This is a genomic window from Mesorhizobium sp. M1142, assembly GCF_040318565.1.
GTDB lineage: Bacteria > Pseudomonadota > Alphaproteobacteria > Rhizobiales > Rhizobiaceae > Mesorhizobium.
The window spans coordinates 100010-120085 of sequence record NZ_JAMYMK010000014.1 but is presented as its reverse complement, the minus strand read 5'-3'; the positions used below and the strand labels follow the sequence as shown (position 1 = coordinate 120085).

18 protein-coding genes are annotated in these 20076 nt (G+C 62.9%); 8 read left to right on the top strand and 10 right to left on the bottom strand.

The genetic code is table 11. The features are described 5' to 3' along the window. The first annotated feature begins 2 nt into the window (after positions 1 to 2). The gene (locus NKH42_RS22105) at positions 3 to 1070 is read left to right on the top strand and encodes an ABC transporter ATP-binding protein (protein WP_352508828.1); all 1068 of its coding nucleotides are present in this window, start codon (positions 3 to 5) and stop codon (positions 1068 to 1070) included. Between the two features lie 169 nt (positions 1071 to 1239). On the opposite strand, the gene rpmG is transcribed toward NKH42_RS22105, so the two are convergent. The 8 genes from rpmG to NKH42_RS22065 all read right to left on the bottom strand — a co-directional run bounded on the left by rpmG (position 1240) and on the right by NKH42_RS22065 (position 10297). After that, positions 1240 to 1407, bottom strand: coding sequence for a 50S ribosomal protein L33 (gene rpmG / locus NKH42_RS22100; protein ID WP_006201775.1), 168 nt, complete (start codon positions 1405 to 1407; stop codon positions 1240 to 1242). Positions 1408 to 1526: 119 nt separating this feature from the next. Further along, on the bottom strand, positions 1527 to 1982 hold the full coding sequence (locus NKH42_RS22095) for a hypothetical protein (protein ID WP_352508827.1): 456 nt from the start codon (positions 1980 to 1982) through the stop codon (positions 1527 to 1529). Positions 1983 to 2092: 110 nt separating this feature from the next. Then, complete coding sequence (locus tag NKH42_RS22090; protein WP_352508826.1) at positions 2093 to 3268, bottom strand: MFS transporter; 1176 nt, start codon at positions 3266 to 3268, stop codon at positions 2093 to 2095. A 16-nt stretch (positions 3269 to 3284) separates the two neighbouring features. Next, positions 3285 to 4019 (bottom strand): NUDIX hydrolase, encoded by a 735-nt coding sequence (locus NKH42_RS22085; protein ID WP_352691094.1) that lies wholly within the window; start codon positions 4017 to 4019, stop codon positions 3285 to 3287. Positions 4020 to 4091: 72 nt separating this feature from the next. Continuing rightward, positions 4092 to 4544, bottom strand: coding sequence for a DUF983 domain-containing protein (locus NKH42_RS22080; protein WP_352508824.1), 453 nt, complete (start codon positions 4542 to 4544; stop codon positions 4092 to 4094). Then, complete coding sequence (gene rnr / locus NKH42_RS22075) at positions 4544 to 6850, bottom strand: ribonuclease R (RefSeq protein WP_502906428.1); 2307 nt, start codon at positions 6848 to 6850, stop codon at positions 4544 to 4546. Before rnr ends, NKH42_RS22080 begins: the two co-directional genes overlap by 1 nt. 6 nt (positions 6851 to 6856) lie before the next feature. Continuing rightward, positions 6857 to 9472, bottom strand: a complete 2616-nt coding sequence (topA, locus tag NKH42_RS22070) for a type I DNA topoisomerase (RefSeq protein WP_352508823.1) — start codon at positions 9470 to 9472, stop codon at positions 6857 to 6859. A gap of 447 nt (positions 9473 to 9919) precedes the next feature. After that, positions 9920 to 10297: a COG4315 family predicted lipoprotein gene (locus NKH42_RS22065; RefSeq protein WP_352508822.1), complete on the bottom strand. Its 378-nt coding sequence runs from the start codon at positions 10295 to 10297 to the stop codon at positions 9920 to 9922. A 14-nt stretch (positions 10298 to 10311) separates the two neighbouring features. Here NKH42_RS22065 and NKH42_RS22060 point away from each other — a divergent pair, with 14 nt between their 5' ends. After that, on the top strand, positions 10312 to 10449 hold the full coding sequence (locus tag NKH42_RS22060) for a hypothetical protein (RefSeq protein WP_352508821.1): 138 nt from the start codon (positions 10312 to 10314) through the stop codon (positions 10447 to 10449). Between the two features lie 55 nt (positions 10450 to 10504). Further along, positions 10505 to 11251: a cytochrome c biogenesis CcdA family protein gene (locus tag NKH42_RS22055; protein ID WP_352508820.1), complete on the top strand. Its 747-nt coding sequence runs from the start codon at positions 10505 to 10507 to the stop codon at positions 11249 to 11251. A 23-nt stretch (positions 11252 to 11274) separates the two neighbouring features. On the opposite strand, the gene NKH42_RS22050 is transcribed toward NKH42_RS22055, so the two are convergent. Continuing rightward, positions 11275 to 12168 carry an SDR family oxidoreductase gene (locus tag NKH42_RS22050; RefSeq protein WP_352508819.1) on the bottom strand — a complete coding sequence of 298 codons (894 nt, stop codon included), beginning with the start codon at positions 12166 to 12168 and terminating at the stop codon, positions 11275 to 11277. Positions 12169 to 12297: 129 nt separating this feature from the next. On the opposite strand from NKH42_RS22050, the gene NKH42_RS22045 reads away from it, so the two are divergent. The 4 genes from NKH42_RS22045 (at position 12298) to NKH42_RS22030 (ending at position 17629) form a co-directional block, all read left to right on the top strand. Beyond that, positions 12298 to 13245: an AraC family transcriptional regulator gene (locus tag NKH42_RS22045; RefSeq protein ID WP_352508818.1), complete on the top strand. Its 948-nt coding sequence runs from the start codon at positions 12298 to 12300 to the stop codon at positions 13243 to 13245. Between the two features lie 130 nt (positions 13246 to 13375). Beyond that, on the top strand, positions 13376 to 14737 hold the full coding sequence (gene glmU, locus NKH42_RS22040; RefSeq protein ID WP_352691099.1) for a bifunctional UDP-N-acetylglucosamine diphosphorylase/glucosamine-1-phosphate N-acetyltransferase GlmU: 1362 nt from the start codon (positions 13376 to 13378) through the stop codon (positions 14735 to 14737). Between the two features lie 235 nt (positions 14738 to 14972). Then, the gene (gene glmS, locus NKH42_RS22035; RefSeq protein WP_254820154.1) at positions 14973 to 16796 is read left to right on the top strand and encodes a glutamine--fructose-6-phosphate transaminase (isomerizing); all 1824 of its coding nucleotides are present in this window, start codon (positions 14973 to 14975) and stop codon (positions 16794 to 16796) included. Between the two features lie 80 nt (positions 16797 to 16876). Further along, complete coding sequence (locus tag NKH42_RS22030; protein ID WP_352479017.1) at positions 16877 to 17629, top strand: DUF502 domain-containing protein; 753 nt, start codon at positions 16877 to 16879, stop codon at positions 17627 to 17629. Here NKH42_RS22030 and recG read toward each other — a convergent pair. Next, positions 17581 to 19689, bottom strand: a complete 2109-nt coding sequence (gene recG / locus NKH42_RS22025) for an ATP-dependent DNA helicase RecG (protein WP_352691101.1) — start codon at positions 19687 to 19689, stop codon at positions 17581 to 17583. The genes NKH42_RS22030 and recG overlap by 49 nt on opposite strands. A 91-nt stretch (positions 19690 to 19780) precedes the next feature. On the opposite strand from recG, the gene NKH42_RS22020 reads away from it, so the two are divergent. Then, a complete protein-coding gene (locus NKH42_RS22020; protein ID WP_352491635.1) occupies positions 19781 to 20068 on the top strand; it encodes an FAD assembly factor SdhE in 288 nt (95 codons plus the stop codon). Positions 20069 to 20076 lie beyond the last annotated feature (8 nt).

Genomic DNA, 20076 nt, shown 5'->3' with positions numbered 1-20076 from the left:
CGATGGCCTCCGTCACACTCGACAAAGTCCGCAAAGACTATGGAGCCGTGCGCGTCCTGCACGCGGTCGATCTCGAAATCGCCGACGGCGAGTTCGTGGTCCTGGTCGGCCCGTCCGGCTGCGGGAAATCGACCCTGCTGCGCATGATCGCCGGGCTGGAGGAGGTCTCCGGCGGCGAGATCCATATTGGCGAGCGCCTGGTTAACGACATCGCGCCAAAGGACCGCGACATCGCCATGGTGTTTCAGTCATACGCGCTCTATCCGCATATGGACGTGTCGAAGAACATGGGCTTCAGCCTGATGTTGAGGAAGGCCGGCAAGCCAGCTATCGAAGCAAGGGTGGACGCCGCCGCCAAGCGGCTCGGGCTCGATGCCCTTCTGCAACGCCTGCCGCGGCAATTGTCCGGCGGCCAGCGCCAGCGCGTCGCCATGGGGCGGGCCATCGTGCGCGACCCGAAGGTCTTTCTCTTCGACGAGCCGCTTTCGAACCTCGACGCCAAGCTGCGCGTCCACATGCGTGCCGAGATAAAGGCGCTGCACCAGCAATTGAAGACCACTTCGGTCTATGTCACCCATGACCAGACCGAAGCGATGACAATGGCCGACCGTATCGTCGTCATGCATGACGGCCTCGTCCAGCAGGTCGGCGCGCCGCTCGATCTGTACGACCGGCCGGTCAACATGTTCGTCGCCGGGTTCATCGGCTCGCCCGGCATGAATTTTCTGCCTGCCGTGGTTGAAAAGGGAGCCGGGCCGGATGCCATCCTGGCCGACGGCCAGAAGCTGAGGCTGCCCGACGGCCTGCCGCTCAGGGATGGCGATGCGATCACCGTAGGCTTGCGGCCCGAGCATATCCGGCTCGCCGACAATGGCGCGCTGAAAGGCAAGGTGGGCGTGGTGGAGCCGCTCGGCTTATCGACCCAGTTCTATACCAGGCTTGCCGGCCAGCAGGTCTGCGTGTTTGCCATGGGCCGGGCCAGCGTGAAACCGGGTGAAGGCGTGCGCCTGTCGGCTGATCCGGCGTCGCTGCATCTGTTCGATCCGGCAAGCGGCGATCGCATCGACTAGAGCGGTTCCGGTTCTCTTGGAACCGGTAACTCGCTCTAACTATCTGTTTTGCCGCATTTATGCGGACGCCAAATGATTCCATTTGGCTGCAAAATGCTCTAGTCCTGAATTCCCGAAACGAAAAACGCCGCCCGGAAGGCGGCGTTTCAGTACTGCGAGAGAAACCCGATTACTTGATCTTGGTTTCCTTGAATTCGACGTGCTTCTTGGCGACCGGGTCGTATTTGCGGAACGACAGCTTGTCCGTCTTGGTGCGGCTGTTCTTGCTGGTCACGTAGAAGAAACCGGTGTCGGCGGTCGACAGAAGCTTGATCTTGATGTTTGCGGCTTTGGCCATGATGTTCGTCCGTTAATGTTCGTGGAGTTTTGGCCGCTGGAGCACGGGAAACACCCGGACGCGGGAAACTTGCCGCGACACATAAAGAACGCGCCCGGAAAGTCAACCCTTGTCCAGGCTCATGCGTCTTCCGTGACTGGCAACACCTTCTTCCAATCGCCCGTCGTGTTCCACCAGCGGTTCGGGTTGGCGCGGTCATCGAGACCCTTGGAGCGGCTGGCAAGCAGTGGCTGAATGCGGATCACCGGCTCCTGACAGCTGTGAACCTGGTAAATCGCTTCGACGACGCGAGCGGCGAGCTTCTGATCATCGGGCAGTTCGAACGACACCTCGACAGTCCCAGGCCGCCTGCGCAATTCCGTCTCGGCGCCGGCGGCGGCACCTTCAAGCGGCCGGTAGCGTTCGATGCCGTCCGCCGACTGAAAGGCATTGCTGTCATATTTGCCCATTCTGAGCGGCGCGATCGCGACCACCGCTTCCATGATGCGATCGACATCAGCTGCCGGTGCCTGAAAGGTCACCAGCAGCAGCAATTCCATCCGCAGCGATTTCGTTTCAAAGCCACTATCGATCATCCGAGGTCTCCCTGCTTATGCACTTTGGGGGAGCATATACTCGAGCCCTCCTGACATGGTTATGTCAGTAGTTGGTCAGCAGTGGGAGCGATGTCGGAAGCTGGACCGACTCAGAGGATTTTGCGGAGCAGCCTGGTGCCGACCAGCACGATATAGCAGGCGAAGAACAGGCCGAGCGCCCAACCGAAGCCCGACGGCCCGAAAGCGTCCATGCCGATGCCGATTGCCTGCGGGCCAAGCACCATGCCGACGCCGTAGCAGAGCACGAAGGCGGCGTTGGCGGAGGCCAATTCATGGCCGGAAAGCTGCGAGCCGAGATGCGCCAGGCCGATTGTGTACATGGCAGCGACCACACCGCCCCAGACGAACAGAAGCGCTGCCATCATATGCCAGTTCTGCGCGAAGAACGGCATGAAGATTGTGCCGGCAAGCCCGACGGTGGCACAAGCCATCAGCAAATAGCGGCGGTCGCTGACGCGGTCGCTGATCATGCCGATCGGGATCTGCAACAGCACGTTGCCGAGGCCGATCATGGTGAGCAAAAGGGCTGCGTCCGCCTCTGAGTAGCCGATGCGGCTACCATAGACGGGGAACAGCGCAAAGCCGCCGGTCTCGACCGCGCCGAACACCAGCACGGCGGCGGTCGCCGTCGGCACCAGCCAGATATAACGCAGGAAATTGCTGGTTTCGCCGTCCGAGACGATCGTCGGGCTCTCGTTGCGTGCCGCCAGAACCGGTATGGCAGCCAGCGTAACCAGTGCGATGGTGACGCCGAAAGGGAGGAAACCGCTGCTGCCAAGGTGGGCGAACAGCCAAGGCCCGGCGGCAAAGCCGAGAGACAGCACGGTGGCATAGATGCCGAGGACCAGTCCGCGCCGGTGTGGCGGCGCCGAGGTGCTGATCCAGAATTCCGACAGGATGAACAGCACCGTCAGCGCGATATGCAGCAGGACCCGCAGCGGAAACCACATCCAGAAAGCTGGCGCGAAATGGAAACCGACAAAGGCCAGCGCTCCGGCCGCAATCATGGCAAGCATTGTCCAGGCGACCCCGAACCGCATGGCAAGCGGAGTGGCGAGCGGCGCGCCGGCGATCGAGGCGAGGCCGGCGACCGCGGTGTTAAGGCCTATCATCGACGCGGAGTGGCCGCGCGTTTCAAGGATCACGCTGAGCAGCGGCATGCCGAGCCCGATGGCAATGCCGACGACGCTGATCGACGAGATCGCCGCGACCATCGGCAGCCAGTGTACGCGTTCCTTGCCCTGCGGCTGGATGTCGACTGTCATGGAATGCCTGGCTGCTCTAGAGAATTTCGCGGACGAAGCGATTGCGGACAAGCCGGTAGAACGGCACGCGACCGCCGGGGCTCAGCAGCGGATCCTGGGCGAGGCGGGTTTCCAGTCCCTCCAGCACCGTGCGCGTGATGTCTGGGATATCTGCTTGCCTGGCCTTGGCCAGCGGCAGCCAAACGACGTCCTCCAATTCGTTGGTCGGACCGCCATCCGGCAGTTCCACGGCGACATCGTCGCGCCATGCGGCGAGAAAGCGCGTATCGAACCGGCGCACCCGGTTGGGCGGGGTGATGGCGCGTGCGACGAAGCGCAGCGCTTGCAGTGATGGAATAACGCCGTGCTCGACAAAGCCCTGCCAGTCGCGCTTGGCGGTTGCGAAGCCCCCTTTTTGGCCGATCAGCAGGCCGGCCTCCTCATAGGTTTCGCGGATTGCCGACAGGGCAATGGCGCGGGCGCGGGCCGGGCTGGTGCGGCCGATGCCAGCGGTCAATCTCGCTTCTTCGTCGGGATGAAGTGCGGTGGCTGTCCGGATGTGGCTGTCGGCCGGATCGGTGCGGCCGCCCGGAAACACGAATTTTCCCGGCATGAAGGCATGACGGGCGTGGCGGCGGCCCATCAGCACCAGGATTTCGTCGCCCTTGCGGTCGAGCAGGATCAGCGTCGCGGCGTCGCGCGGGCGTATAGGGTTGGCGTCGAGCGCGACCCGCTCAACCTTGTCGACTTCCGCCTTGGTCACAACGTCCATGCGCTCGACCTAGCGGAATCTTCTCCGATGCGAAAGTGGCGTCCAGCCATGCCGATTGCGCCAGCCTCGGTTTCAAGCCTCGGGATGCGACTCGATCAGATCTTCGTCACCGCCAAAGCCGTGCATATAAAACGCCCATTGCAAGCCGATGACAGCGCCCTTGACTGGCTGCAGCAGGACGACGGCGAGAATGATGGTCAATGGCACCCAGATGGCGATGTGCTGCCAGGTCGACAGCGTCGAAGTCGCCTCGACACCCATGAAAGCGCCAAGCACGATGTGGCCGACAATGACCACCACAAGATAGGCCGGCAGGTCGTCGGCGCGATGGTGGTGCAGCTCCTCGCCGCAATGATTGCATTTGTCGACGGTCTTGACGAAGGCGCGAAACAGCTTGCCCTCGCCGCAATGCGGGCAGCGGCCGAGCATCCCGCGCTTCATTGCCGTCCATAGCGGCCGGGCGGTCCGGCCCGAGTGATGTTCGCCGCCGAAAACCCGTTCTTCCATCTGCAGTTCTGTTGGCATTACCGTCTCCTGCCGCGCGAGCCTGGACGCGATTGCGACGCGCGGGCGCGGCCTTTGGCCTTGTGGAACGACCGTTTGGAGCCGGGCAGCGGCTTTGGCTCGGTCAGCATCTCGAAACGCATCGCGCCGGCCATCGGCGCCACCTCGATCAGGCGAACCTCGACGCGATCAGCAAGCTGATAGCCCTTGCCGGTGCGTTCTCCGAAAAGCGATCGAGCAGTTTCGTCGTATATATAGTAGTCGCCGCCCAGGGTTGAAACCGGAATGAAGCCATCCGCGCCATACTGCGGCAATTGGACAAACAGGCCCGATTTGGTGACGCCCGAGATACGGGCGTCGAAACGGTCGTCGATGCGCTCGGCGAGATAGGCGGCGATCAGCCGGTCGACCGTGTCGCGCTCGGCGGCCATCGCGCGCCGCTCGGTCGCCGAAATCAGCGCCGAGACCTCTTCCAGCCGCTCCGCCTCGTCCTGCGTCAGGCCCCCCGGACCAAGGCCGAGTGCGGCAATCAGCCCACGATGCACGATCAGGTCGGCATAGCGACGGATCGGCGAGGTGAAATGCGCGTAGCGCTTCAGGTTGAGGCCGAAATGGCCGATATTGGCGGGCGAATATTCGGCCTGGCTTTGCGAGCGCAGCACCACTTCGTTGACCAGTCCCTCATTGTCGGCGCCGCGCACGCGAGCGAGGATGCCGTTGAACTGGTTCGGCCGCATCTGCGCGCCGCGCGCCAGCGACAGGCCGAGCGTCTGCAGGAATTCACGCAGCGATTCCTGCTTGGCAAGCGAAGGCGCATCGTGGATGCGGTAGACCAGCGCCTGCCGCTTCGCCTCGAGTGTCTCGGCTGCGGCGACATTGGCCTGGATCATGAACTCTTCGATCAGCTTGTGCGCGTCGAGCCCCTCCGGCACGACGACCTTGTCGACGGTGCCGTCCTGCTTGAGCAGGATCTTGCGCTCGGGCAGATCGAGTTCAAGCGGCTGGCGCGTGTCGCGGCCGCGCTTCAGGATCCCGTAGGCGTCCCATAGCGGCTTCAGCACCGCATCGAGGATCGGGCCAGTCGTGTCGTCCGGTGCGCCGTCGATCGCCGCTTGCGCCTGCTGATAGGCGAGTTTCGCCGCCGACTTCATCATGACGCGATGGAACGAGTGTCTGAGTTTGTGGCCATCGGCCGAGAAAGTCATCCGCACCGCTATCGCCGGACGATCCTGGCCCTCGCGCAGTGAACAGAGGTCGTTCGAGATGCGCTCCGGCAGCATCGGCACGACGCGGTCGGGGAAATAGACAGAATTGCCGCGCTTCAGCGCTTCGCGATCGAGCGCCGTGCCATAGCGCACGTATGCAGCGACATCGGCAATCGCGACGGTGACAACCACGCCGCCGGCGTTCTTCTCGTCGGTGTCGGGCATGGCGAACACCGCGTCATCATGATCCTTGGCGTCGGCCGGATCGATGGTGAGCAGCGGCAGCTCGCGCCAATCCTCGCGGCCGGCAAGCGTCGCCGGCTTGACCGCCTCCGCCTCGGCGATGACGTCGGCGGGAAAAATATGCGGAATGTCGTTTGCGTGAATGGCGATCATCGAGACCGCCTTTTCGCTGGTCAGCGAGCCCAACACCGCCAGAACCTTGGCTCTCGGCAGCCCGTAGCGGGAGGCCCGCGCCGGCTCGACCTCGACCAGGTCGCCGTTCTTGGCGCCGTTCTGGAATTCCTTGTCGACGACCAGCTCGGGCTGGCGCCTTTCCACCGGCTCGATGCGGAACGTGCCGTCCTTCAGTACGCGAAAAACGCCGAGAACCGCATCGGTGCGCTTCTCGAATATCTTCATAACCCGGCCGGTATAGGCGGGGCCTGCCGGGTCGTCGGTCGGAAAGGTCTTGGCCAGCACGCGGTCGCCGATACCAGGCGTCGGCCCATTGCCGCCGCGCGACACGCGGATCGCTATGACCGGCGGTTCGCCATTGCCGATCGCTTCGGTCGGGTGCGCCAGCAGCACACCGTCGGCGTCACGGCCGAAGATGTCGAGCACCGCGACGTGGGGCAGGGCGCCGACACGGGCGAGCCGCTTGCGCTCCTTGGTCAGCAGGCCTTCGTCCTGCAGGTCGCGCAAGACGTCCTTCAGCCAGATACGGTCTTCGCCGCGTAGCGCAAACGCCTTTGCGATGTCGCGTTTTCCCGCGCGGTCCGGATTTTCGGCGATGTAACGCAGTATCTCGTCGCGTGACGGCCGGTAATTGTCCCTGACCTTGGCGCGAGTATCGGCGGTGCGCAGATCGCCGTGGCTTCTTCCGGAGACTTTGCGCGCCAACCCGTCCTATCCCTTTTTCCTGGCCGCCGGTTTTTTGGCTGCAGCTGGTTTCTTGGCAGGCGCGGCCGCTTTGCGGAAGGGCTTCCTGGCGCCATTGCCGCCCTTGGCTTCCTTTTCCGCAATGAGCGCCACGGCATCGTCGATCGTCACCGATTGCGGGTCCTTGCCCTTCGGCAGCGTCGCATTGACCTTGCCGAAATTCACATAAGGGCCGTATTTGCCGTCGCGCACGACGATCTTGCCGCCGCCGGAAGGATGCTCGCCAAGTTCCTTGAGCGCAGCGGCTGTGCCGCCATTGCGGCCGCCTTTGCCCTTCAATTGCTTCTCGGCGATCACCGAGACGGCGCGATTGAGGCCGATCGAGAACACGTCTTCGATGCTGTCGAGATTGGCGTAGGTGCCGTCATGCAGCACGAACGGCCCGTAGCGCCCCAGCCCGGCCGAAATCATCTTGCCGGATTCCGGATGCTTGCCGACGTCGCGCGGCAGCGACAACAAGGCCAGCGCCTTTTCATGATCGATCGAATCGGCAGTCCAGCCCTTGGGCAGGCTGGAGCGCTTGGCATCCTTGCCGTCGCCGCGCTGGATATAGGGGCCGAACCGGCCATTGCGCAGCGTGATCTCCTCGGCGGTATAGGGGTCCTTGCCGAGCAATTTGGTGCCGTCTTCGCCACCGCCGTTCTCGCCATTGGGATTGGCGGCGTCGCCAAGCTGGCGGGTGAAGGAGCATTCGGGATAGTTCGAACAGCCGACGAAGGCGCCGAACTTGCCGAGCTTCAGCGACAGGTTGCCGGTGCCGCATTTCGGACAGATGCGCGGGTTCGAACCGTCTTCGCGCGCGGGAAACACCAGCGGCGCCAGTTCCTCGTTCAACGCATCGAGGACGTCGGTGACCCTCAGCTCCTTGATGTCGGCGACGGCGCCGGAAAAATCCTTCCAGAAATCGCGCAGCACGTCCTTCCAGGCGAGCTTGCCGTCGGAGATTTCATCGAGTTTCTCCTCGAGCGAAGCGGTGAAGTCGTACTCGACATAACGCTCGAAGAAGCTTTCGAGGAAGGCTGACAATAGCCGGCCCTTGGGCTGTGGCACCAGCTTGCGCTTGTCGATGGTGACGTAATCGCGATCCTCGAGCGTCTTCAGGATCGCCGTATAGGTCGACGGCCGGCCGATGCCCAACTCTTCCAGCTTCTTGATCAGCGAAGCTTCCGAATAACGCGGCGGCGGCTCGGTGGTGTGCTGGGTGGCGTTGATCGCCTCGCGTGTGAGCTGCTCGCCGGCACGGATCTCGGGCAGGCGGCGGCTTTCCTCGTCTTCCGAATCTTCTTCCTTTTGCTCGATGTAGGCAGCAAGGAAGCCGTCGAAGCGAACAACGGAACCGACAGCACGAAGCTCGGCGGTACGCGAACCGTTGATGGCCTCGATCTCGACCGTGGTGCGCTCTATCTCGGCCGGCTGCATCTGGCTGGCGATGGCGCGTTTCCAGATCATCTCGTAAAGCCGCGCCTGGTCGGCGTCGAGATACTGCCTGACGGAAGCCGGCGTGCGCATGAAATCGGTCGGACGGATCGCTTCGTGCGCCTCCTGGGCATTCTTGGCCTTGGCGGAATAATAGCGCGGCTTTTCAGGCAGGTATTTGGCACCGAATTCCTTGGCGATCGCATCGCGTGCGGCAGAGATCGCCTCGGGTGCCATCTGCACGCCGTCGGTCCGCATATAGGTGATCAGGCCGGTGGTCTCACCGCCGATCTCCATGCCCTCATAGAGCCGCTGCGCCACCTGCATGGTGCGGTTGGCCGAAAAGCCGAGACCCGACGAGGCTGCCTGCTGCAGCGTCGAGGTGGTGAAGGGCGGCCCGGGATTGCGCTTGGTCGGCTTGGCTTCGACCGACGCCGCCTTGAAGCTGGCGCCTTCGAGCATCGCCTTGATGTCGTCGGCCTGCGCCTTGTTGGAAATGTCGAGCTTTTGCAGCTTCTTGCGCTCGAAGGTGGTCAGCCGCGCCTCGAAATTTTCCTTGCGCGGCGTGCCGAGAATGGCGGCGACCTGCCAGTATTCCTCGCGGACGAAGCGTTCGATCTCGGATTCGCGGTCGCAGACCAGACGCAGCGCCACCGACTGGACACGGCCGGCGGACCGGGCGCCGGGCAGTTTGCGCCACAGCACGGGCGACAGCGTGAAGCCGACCAGATAGTCGAGCGCACGGCGGGCGAGATAGGCATCGACCAGCGGCGCATCGATCTGGCGCGGATTGGCCATCGCCTCCAGCACCGACGCCTTGGTAATGGCGTTGAAGACGACGCGGCTGACCGGCTTGTCCTTCAACGCGCGCTTTTGCTTCAGCACTTCCAGGACATGCCAGGAGATCGCTTCGCCCTCGCGGTCCGGATCGGTGGCGAGGATCAGCCCGTCGGCGTCCTTGACCGCCTTGGCGATATCGGCGAGACGCTTTCCAGACGCGGTGTCGACGGCCCAGGACATGGCAAAGTCCTCATCCGGACGCACCGAGCCATCCTTGGCCGGCAGATCGCGGACATGGCCGAACGAAGCCAGAACCTTGTAGTTCTTGCCGAGGTACTTGTTGATTGTCTTCGCCTTGGCCGGCGATTCGACGACGACGACGTCCATACGGTCTCATATCAGTTGTGATGCGGCAGAAGAATTCCGCTGCGCGCGACGAAATCTCGTTCAATGTGTCGCTCACATGGCCGCGCTTTTGCATCCGGTCAAGGCCAAGCAGTCAAAATGCGGCCCTGCACCGAATGCGCAACCCAGCGGCGCGCCATGCGATTTCCGCAATCCTGGACAAGGGAAATGAGCAGCCTATCGCTGGACAACACCCGGCAATTGATCCTGGAGAACGGGACAAACTCTCCCGCGGATATAAGAGAAACATCGAGCACGCGCCAGCCCCGCTTGAACAGATGCTGTGAAGCGCGCAATCGGTAGCCCGGCATTTGCCCGGATAGTTGCAAGGAATTGGCGTGCTGAAAAGTCGGCCGCCGGGGCGGTTGGGTCAAGCTCCCAGCGACCAGCCGTGTTACCGCCTGTTACAGCGGATCAGAAGCTCAAGGCTTAGTCGGCCTTGGCGATATGCCAGACGCCGCCGACGCCCTCGCCGGTGACGTCGCCGGCCTTCTTGTCCTTGATGAACGTGTAGAGCGGCTTGCCTTCGTAGGCCCACATCCTGGTGCCGTCGGTGCGGTCGACGATCGTCCATTCGCCCTCGGCCTTGGCGTTGGCGTCAGCCTTCAGCGGCGGCCAATTGGCGGCGCATTTGTCGTAACAGTTCGACTTGCCGGCCTCGTCCTTGTCGTAGGTGTAGAGCGTCATGCCGCTGGCGTCGGTGTAGATCTTGGTGCCGCCGACCTCCGCTTCCTTCCACGCCTCGGCGGCTAAGGATCCGGCAGTGCCGAGCAAAAGCGCCGCCATGCCAATTGCGATCGTTTTCATGGACTTCTCCCTGAATGTTCGAAAAGCGCGCGGAACCGCGACTTCTTCTGATCAACGCTGCCCGGCTGCCCTTTCTTCCCGCGCTGTTCTCCATTGATCCAGGCGACGGCGTCGACTTGCTACCCAATCTGATGGGGGCCACGCGATGGTGATTGGCGGACGGACGTTGTCGCGGCTATATGGCTGCGCAGTCATCTGGAGATGGAAATGGCGTTGGACGTCGGCTATGTCAGTGCGATCGGGGCGGGAGCAATTTCGTTCCTGTCCCCCTGCGTGCTGCCACTGGTGCCGCCTTACCTGTGCTATATGGCCGGCGTGTCCGTCGACGATTTCCGCGGCGAAGCCGGCATTACGGCAAAGGCCGGTGTGCGAGGCGCGCTGGTTAATTCCTCCATCGCCTTCGTGCTCGGCTTCTCGACCGTCTTCGTCGCGCTTGGCGCTGGCGCCTCGACCATCGGCCATTTGTTACGGGTCTGGCAGGAGCCGCTGGCAATGGTGGCCGGTGTGCTGATCATCCTGATGGGGCTGAATTTCCTCGGCGTACTGCGTATCCCTTTGCTTTCACGCGAGGCGCGCTTCCAGTCGCAAGGCAAGCCGGCCAGCTTGATCGCCGCTTACGTCATGGGCTTGGCCTTCGCCTTTGGCTGGACACCCTGTATCGGCCCGGTGCTGGGGCCGATCCTGACGCTTGCCGGCGGCCGCGAGACGGTGGGCGAGGGCGCGTTGCTGCTTGCCGCCTACTCGCTCGGCCTCGGTATTCCGTTCCTGATCGCTGCGCTGTTTTCCGGCGCCTTCATGCGCTTTCTCTCGAAATTCCGCCTCCATCTCGGCCGCGTCGAAAAAGCCATCGGCGCGCTGCTGGTGGTCGCCGGCGTGTTTTTCCTGACCGGCGGCGTGCAGACGATGTCATATTGGCTGCTCGAGAATTTTCCGGTGCTGGGGCAATTGGGCTAGGTTTGTAGCCCGACGTGGTCTGTTCAGCTTTCGAAATAGCCCGGCTGGTCGATATCAGCGATCAGCCCAGGTCCGCTCGGCTGCCACCCCAGCAGCGCGCGAGTCCGTTCGCTCGAGGTCGGGACATCCATCGCCGCGAACATCGCGAACCAGCCAAAATGATCGGCGGCTTCTTCCGCAGACTTGGCGAGGACCGGCACGTTCAGGCGCCGGCCGATCACGCCGGCGATGTCCTTGAACGGCACGCCTTCTTCGGCGATCGCGTGATATCGCCCGCCACCGGCTCCATGCTCGAGCGCAAGCCGGTAGACGCGGGCGGCATCGAACCGATGCACGGCAGGCCAGCGATTGAGCCCTTCGCCGATATAGGCCGACACGCCCTTCCTACGAGCGAGGTCGATGAGAATAGGAACAAAGGCGTGGTCGCCCTGGCCATGGACCGACGGAGGAAGGCGGACAACCGATGCGCGCACCCCGCGTGCCGCCAGCGCGGCGGCTGTCGCTTCGGAGGCGCGGGGATAGGAAGCGGACGAGGGGACAGGCGCATCTTGCTCCGTCGCGATACGGGCCCGCGCCTGGAGCGCGGTCCCCGAGGTGACGAGCAGGAGGCGCTCGGAGCCTTCGAGCGCTCCGCCCATCACCTCGATGGCACGCCGGTCCATCTCGCAGTTTTGCGCGAACTTCGAGAAGTCATGGTTGAACCCGGTGTGGATAACCGCATCGGCGGCTGCCGCGCCCCTGCGCAGGCTCTCCACGTCTTCGAGGTCGCCTCGATGCACCTCGGCTCCAGTGGCGGCGAGCGACTTGGCCGATGCCTCCGAGCGGGCGAGGCCGAGCACCTGATGGCCGGCGCCGATGAGTTCTTGAACGACGGCAGAACCGACGAATCCGGTCGCTCCGGTAACGAAAACACGCATCACGACTTGTCCTTGTTCGTTTCTGACCACGACCATTTTCGCGGCCCGGTGACGTCGTGATAGGCGCTTGAGAAAATACGATCTATGCGGTAAAGTCCGAATTATCTTCGCAATCGTCCGGAATGACACGTGGATCCTCTTTCAGATGTGCTCTCGCTGCTGAAGCCGCGAAACTATATGTCGGCCGGCTTCGATGCAGGTGGTGAATGGTCGATCCAGTTCCCCGACCAGCAGCAAAGCATTAAGACCGGAGCGGTGGTCTCCGGCCGGTGCTGGCTGTCAGTAGAGGGCGTTGCCGACGCAGTGCGCCTTGAGACGGGGGACTGCTTCCTGTTGCCGAGTGGGCGGCCTTTCCGCCTTGCAAGCGACATGAGTTTGTCGCCTGTTGAAGCCGTCAAGATTTTTCCGCCTGCGCGAGCCGGCGGTGTTGTGACCCACAATGGCGGCGGTGATTTCTTTCTGGTCAGCAGCCGCTTCGCGCTTGGCGGCAATCATGCCGGCATCCTGTTGCGGATGCTGCCAGCCATTGTGCATATCCGCAAAGAGTCGGACAAGTCGGCCCTGCGCTGGTCGGTGGAGCGGATGATGCAGGAGCTGCGCGAGCCACAACCGGGCGGCTTTCTGGTGATCCAGCACCTTGCTCACATGATGCTGGTTCAGGCGTTGCGGCTGCATCTTTCAGAAGGATTGAAAGGTGGCGTCGGCTGGCTCTTTGCCCTCTCGGACAAACAGATGGGCGCGGCGATCAGCGCCATGCATGAGAATCCGGCGCATGGCTGGACGTTACAGGAACTGGCGGAACGGGCCGGCATGTCGCGATCGACCTTTGCGCTCAGATTCAAGGAGACGGTCGGCGCGTCGCCGATGGACTATTTGACGCGCTGGCGAATGCTGCTGGCCGGGGATCGGCTGACGAATTCCAGCGATCCCGTCGCCGTCATCGCGCTGTCGCTCGGCTACGAATCCGAAAGCGCCTTCAGCACTGCTTTCAAGCGGGTCATGAACTGTTCGCCACGGCAATACGGCCGTGGCCGAGCCCCCAGCTTCGCATCACGCAACGAGGCGGAAGCCGCCTGAGCCGATCGGCCTGAGCGTGCCGCGGGTTGGAGGTTCCACCGTCTCACCGGAATTTAACCGCATTGGTGCAGCATGGCGCCGGTGCTACTAACGCTCCGATTCCAGATCCCTTTCAACGGTTGCTGTCCCCATGAGCCAGAGATCCTGCCTGTCCATCATCCTCGCTGCCGGCGAAGGCACGCGCATGAAGAGTGCCGTGCCGAAAGTGCTGCACACAATCGCCGGCCTGCCAATGGTTGCCCATGTCGTCAAGGCGGCCGAAGCCGCCGGCAGCGGCGATGTGGCGCTGGTGATCGGCCATGGCGCCGATGACATGCGCAAGGCCGCACTCAAGTTTGCGCCCAAGGCCGAAGCTTTCGTCCAGGAGAAACGTCTTGGCACCGCGCACGCCGTGCTTGCCGCGCGCGCAGCAATATCAAAGGGGTATGACGACATCCTGGTGATGTTTGGCGACACGCCGTTGATCGATCCAGAAGCGCTCGCGGCGGCGCGGCTGAAGCTGGCCGAAGGTACGGCCGTCGTCGTGGTCGGCTTCCGTACGGAAAATCCTTCGGGCTACGGCCGGCTTATCGAAAAGGCCGGCAAGCTCGTGGCCATCCGCGAGGAGAAGGACTGCTCGGACGAGGAGAAGAAAATCACCTTCTGCAATGGCGGGCTGATGGCGGTCGCCGGCAGGCACGCGCTGAAGCTGCTCGATCAAGTCGGCAGCAAGAACGCCAAGGGTGAGTATTATCTCACCGACATCGTCGAGATCGCCGCTGCGCAGGGACTTGATGTCGTAGCCACCGAAGCCAGTTTCGAGAATGCGCTCGGCATCAACAACCGTGCCGAGCTTGCCCAGGCGGAAGGTATCTGGCAGGCGCGTCGACGGCAGGAAGCGATGCTTTCCGGGGTGACACTGGTTGCGCCCGAAACCGTGTTCTTCTCGCACGACACCGAGATCGGCGCCGACACGATTGTCGAGCCCAATGTTTGGTTCGGCCCAGGCGTGAAAATCGCGACGGGCGCCAAGATCCATGCCTTCAGCCATATCGAAGGCGCCACTATCGCGTCGAATTGCGATGTCGGGCCGTTCGCGCGGCTGCGGCCCGGGGCCGATCTGAGAAACAAAGCCAAGGTCGGCAATTTCTGCGAGGTGAAGCAGGCGATCGTCGAGGAGGGCGCCAAGGTCAACCATCTGACCTATATCGGCGATGCCCGCATCGGCGCAGGCGCCAATATTGGCGCCGGCACCATCACGTGCAATTATGACGGTTATTCGAAATTCTTCACCGATATCGGCGAGGGTGCCTTCATCGGCTCGAACTCCTCGCTGGTGGCACCGGTGTCGATCGGCAAGGACGGCTACATCGCCTCAGGCAGCGTCATCACCGAAAGCGTACCCGACGATGCGCTGGCCTTCGGTCGCGCCCGTCAGCGGACTCTACCCGGCAAGGGCAAGGAGTTGCGCGAACGGTTTGCTTCGGCCGCGGCGGCCCGCAAAAAAGGGTAGGCGCGACGAGCGGGATCATGTCTTTGACTGATTTCTGGAGCCGTTGGGCCGAGATAGGATACAGAAGCGGAGAAACTGAGCAATTGCAGTAACCGGATTGCAAGTGCGCCCTGTCATGGTGCATCTGTGCAGGATAGTCCGGCTGATACCGGACGAAATGGAATGTGATTTTTCGCGACAGCCCGGCAGTCTCTAAATGGCGCCGGGTTTGAGGTCGGAATCGGGGGCAGGCGCGATGTGCGGTATCGTTGGAATTGTCGGTAACTCGCCGGTCGCGCCGCTTATCGTCGATGCGTTGAAAAGGCTCGAATATCGCGGCTATGACTCGGCCGGCGTCGCCACGATCGAGCACGGCAGGCTTGACCGCCGCCGCGCCGAGGGCAAGCTGGTCAATCTCGAGCGCCGGCTGAAGGACGAACCGCTCGACGGCATGATCGGCATCGGCCACACGCGCTGGGCCACGCATGGCGTTCCGAACGAGAGCAATGCGCATCCGCATTTTTCCGACGGCGTCGCAATCGTCCATAACGGCATAATCGAGAATTTCGCCGAATTGCGCGACGAGCTGATGCGCGACGGCTACAGCTTCGCCTCACAGACCGATACCGAAGTCGTCGCGCATCTGGTGGCGCGCGAACTGGCCAGGGGGCTGAAGCCGGTCGAGGCGGCGCATAAGGCGCTGAAGCGGCTAGAAGGCGCCTTTGCGCTCGCCATCATGTTCAAGGGCGACGAGGATTTGATCGTCGGCGCGCGCAATGGCCCGCCGCTCGCCGTCGGTCACGGCGACGGCCAGATGTTCCTTGGCTCCGACGCCATCGCGCTTGCCCCGTTCACCAATTCGATCACCTATCTGGAAGACGGCGACTGGGCGGTAGTGCGCCGCAACGAGGTCGATATTTTCGACATGGGCGGCAACAAGGTCGACCGCAAACGCCAACAGTCGCTGAGCACGAGCTTCATGGTCGACAAAGGCAACCGCCGCCATTTCATGGAAAAGGAAATCCATGAGCAGCCGGAAGTGATCTCGCACACGCTGGCGCATTATGTCGATTTCGTCGGTGGCGCCTCGAAGCCGCTCGCTCTGCCGTTCGATTTCGCCAAGATCGACCGGCTGGCGATTTCGGCCTGCGGCACCGCCTATCTCGCCGGGCTGATCAGCAAATACTGGTTCGAGCGCTATGCGCGGCTGCCGGTCGACATCGATGTCGCTTCGGAGTTCCGCTACCGCGAGATGCCGCTGTCGAAGAACGATGCCGCTTTCTTCATCTCGCAATCGGGTGAGACCGCCGACACGCTGGCATCGCTGCGCTACTGCCGCAAGGCTGGCATGAAGATCGGCGCGGTCGTCAATGTGCGCGAATCGACCATGGCGCGCGAATCCGACGTCATCCTGCCGACATTGGCCGGCCCGGAGATCGGCGTTGCCTCGACCAAGGCGTTCACCTGCCAACTTTCCGTGCTGGCCTCGCTGGCGGTGCGGGCCGGCGTGGCGCGCGGAACGATTTCGCATGAGCACGAGAAAACGCTGATACGCGAGCTGTCGGAAGCGCCGCGTTATGCGAACCAGGTGCTAAAGCTCGACGGGCAGATCGAAAAGATCGCGCGCGACCTCTCGCACTACAAGAATGTGCTTTATCTCGGCCGGGACACCAATTTTCCGCTGGCCATGGAAGGTGCGCTGAAGCTCAAGGAGATCTCCTATATCCATGCCGAAGGCTATGCTGCCGGCGAGCTGAAACACGGCCCGATCGCGCTGATCGACGAGAACATGCCCGTCATCGTCATCGCCCCGCATGACCGCATCTTCGAAAAGACCGTGTCGAACATGCAGGAGGTGGCCGCGCGCGGCGGCAAGATCATCCTGATCACTGACGGCAAGGGCGCGGCGCACGCTACGGTGAAGACGATGGAGACGATCGTTTTGCCGGACGTGCCGGAAATCATCTCGCCGATCATCTACGCGCTGCCGATCCAGATGCTCGCCTACTTCACCGCCGTGTTCATGGGTACGGACGTCGACCAGCCTCGCAACCTGGCGAAATCGGTAACGGTGGAATAGGTCTCGTTTAAAAACTTCGCCATTCCAAAGCGCCTTCCGGTTCAGTAGTGTCGCGCTGCAAACACACGCTGCGGTGAACCATGTCGGACGCTCTCAAGACCTCAGGCATGACCCGGCTGAGAAACTATTTCCTGACCGGCTTCGTCGTTTGCGCGCCGCTCGCGATTACCGCCTACATTGCCTGGTCGCTTATCGGCTGGGTCGATTCCTGGGTCAAACCCTACATTCCGGTACGCTACAATCCGGACACCTACCTGCCGTTTCCAGTGCCGGGTTTTGGGCTGATCGTTGCCCTGATCCTCATCACTTTCATCGGCTTTATGACCGCCAATATCGTTGGCCGCGCCATCGTCAACTTCGGCGAGCGCCTGCTTGGTCGCATGCCGCTGGTGCGCGGCATCTACCGTTCGCTGAAGCAGATTTTCGAGACGGTGCTGTCGAACAAGGGCGACATGTTCCGCCAGGTCGGGTTGGTAGAATATCCGCGCAAAGGGGTCTGGTCGCTTGTCTTCGTCGCCAGCGAGAAGGAAACCGAGATCAACCAGAAGCTCGACCGGGAAGGCGATCCGCTGATTGCCGTGTTCATGCCGTGTACGCCCAACCCGACGACAGGCTTTCTGATGTATGTGCCGAAATCCGACATCGTATCGCTCGACATGACGATCGAGGACGGAGCCAAGCTGATCGTGTCGGCCGGCCTGGTGGCGCCAGCTGTCAAAATGATGACGGTGAACGGCGAGCAGATCCACGGCGCGCTTGCCAATCCTCCGCTCGACACGATGCCTCAGCCGGCACGCAGGAGCCGCACGGCCTCGTCGCGGCCGAACAGATAGAGCAACAGGCGTAGCGCCGTGCCGCGTTCGGACTGCAGTTCCGGATCGCGCGACAGGATCAGCCGCGCATCGTCGCGAGCGGCCTCGAGCAGGTCGGCATGCACCTCGATGCGCGCCACCTGGAAGCCCGGCGTGCCGGACTGGCGGGTGCCGAGCAACTCGCCTTCGCCGCGTAGCTTCAGATCCTCTTCGGCGATACGGAAACCGTCCTCGGTCTCCCGCATCACCGACAAACGGCGTTTTGCCGTCTCGCCAAGCGGGTCCTTGTAGAGCAGCACGCAGGATGAAGGCTTGTCCCCACGCCCGACCCGGCCGCGCAATTGGTGCAACTGGGCGAGGCCAAAGCGCTCGGCATGCTCGATGACCATGATCGTCGCATCAGGCACATCGACGCCGACCTCGATGACGGTGGTGGCGATCAGGATACGGGTGTCGCCCTGTTTAAAGGCGCGCATCGCCTCGTCTTTGTCGGTGCCTTTCATGCGGCCGTGCACCAGGCCAATGCGGTCGCCGAACAGTGGCTTCAGCGAGGCAAAACGGTCCTCGGCCGACATCAGTTTGATTTCCTCGGATTCCTCGACCAGCGGACAGATCCAGTAGATTTTCTGGTCATCGGCGACGGCGTCGAGCATGCGTCCGATCAGTTCGTCGAGCCGTTCAAGCGGCAAGGTGACGGTGCGGATTGGCTGGCGGCCGGCCGGCTTTTCCGTCAGCTTCGACACATCCATGTCGCCGAATGCAGTCAGCACCAGCGTTCGCGGTATCGGCGTTGCCGTCATCACCAGCATGTCGGGCGCGTCGCCCTTGGCGGTGATCGCAAGGCGCTGGTGGACGCCGAAACGGTGCTGCTCGTCGACGACGGCGAACACGAGGTCATGGAACGTAACCGTTTCCTGGAACAGCGCATGAGTGCCGACGACGATGTCGATGTCACCATTGGCCAGCCCGGTCAGCGTGTCGGCACGCTCGCGGCCCTTTTCGCGACCGGTGAGGACGGCGACACGCAGCCCGGCCCGTTCCGCCAACGGCGCAATCGTTGCAAGATGCTGGCGCGCCAGGATTTCGGTCGGTGCCATCAATGCCGCCTGGCCGCCGGCCTCGACGGCACGCGCCATGGCAAGCAGCGCGATCACCGTCTTGCCGGAGCCGACATCGCCCTGCAAAAGGCGCAGCATGCGTTCGGGGTCGCCGAGATCGGCGTTGATTTCGGCAAGCGCCATTTCCTGCGACATGGTCAGCGAATAGGGTAGTGCCACGCGAAGTTGCTCGACTATGCGGCCGTCGCCGACGAGTGGCCGGCCCGATAATCGGCGGACCTTGGCCCGCACCAGCGCCAGCGATACCTGGCCGGCCAAGAACTCGTCATAGGCAAGGCGCCGCCATGCTGCGCCGTCGACCGAGACGTCGATCGGGTCGGCAGGATTGTGGATGCGGTTGAGCGCATCGGTGAAAGCAGGAAAGGCATGGCGGCGCCGGAACTCGCCGTCCTGCCATTCGGGCAGCACCGGCAGGCGGGCCAGCGCCTGGCCGATGGCCCGGCGCAGCACCTTGCCCGAGAGCCCGGCGGTCAGCGGATAGACCGGCTCGACCAGCGGCAGGTTTTCCGCGTCGCCGGCAAGTGCGATATGGTCGGGGTGAACCATGGTCGGGCGGCCGTTGAACCATTCCATGCGGCCTGAGACGACGACATGCTCGCCTACGGGCATTGCTTTTTCGAGATAGGCAGCATGGGCATGGAAGAAGGTCAGCGCGATCTCGCCGGTGTCGTCATGGGCGTAGACCCGGTACGGGACCGACCTGTTGCCGCGTGGCGGCGGCTGGTGGCGGTCGATGCGTACGTCGAGTGTGACAATGGCGCCCTCGGCCGAACCGGCGATGCCCGGGCGGTTGCGGCGGTCGATGACAGTATGCGGCAGCACGAACAAGAGGTCGCCGGCGCGCGCGGCCCGGTCGCCGAGGTCGGCTGCTACGACTTTTTCGATCAGGGCGCCAACTTTCGGCCCGACGCCGGCAAGCGAGGTGATCGGGACAAACAGCGGATCGAGGAGGGAAGGACGCATGATGTCAGCTTATGTTGCGGCGACTGTAGCGCAAGGCTGACACCGCCTTCTATCCACGCTATATGCGCCGCCTAGGCAAGGATGTTGCAAGATGACCGGAACGAAACGATCAAGCGAGGGCCTCGATGCCCGCCGCCGCAAGCTTTTGTTTCGTTCGTGGCACCGCGGCATGCGCGAGATGGACCTTATACTCGGCAGCTTCGCCGACGCCGAGATCGGCGCCTTGACCGGCGACGAAATCGACCAATATGAGAGGCTCCTCGATATTCCCGACACCGAATTCCTGCCTCTCGTCACTGGCGAACGCCCGGTTCCGGCGGATGTCGACTGTGCCGTCCTGCAAAAAATCCTGGCTTCGCGCCGGGAGATGACCTTCTGAACAACGTG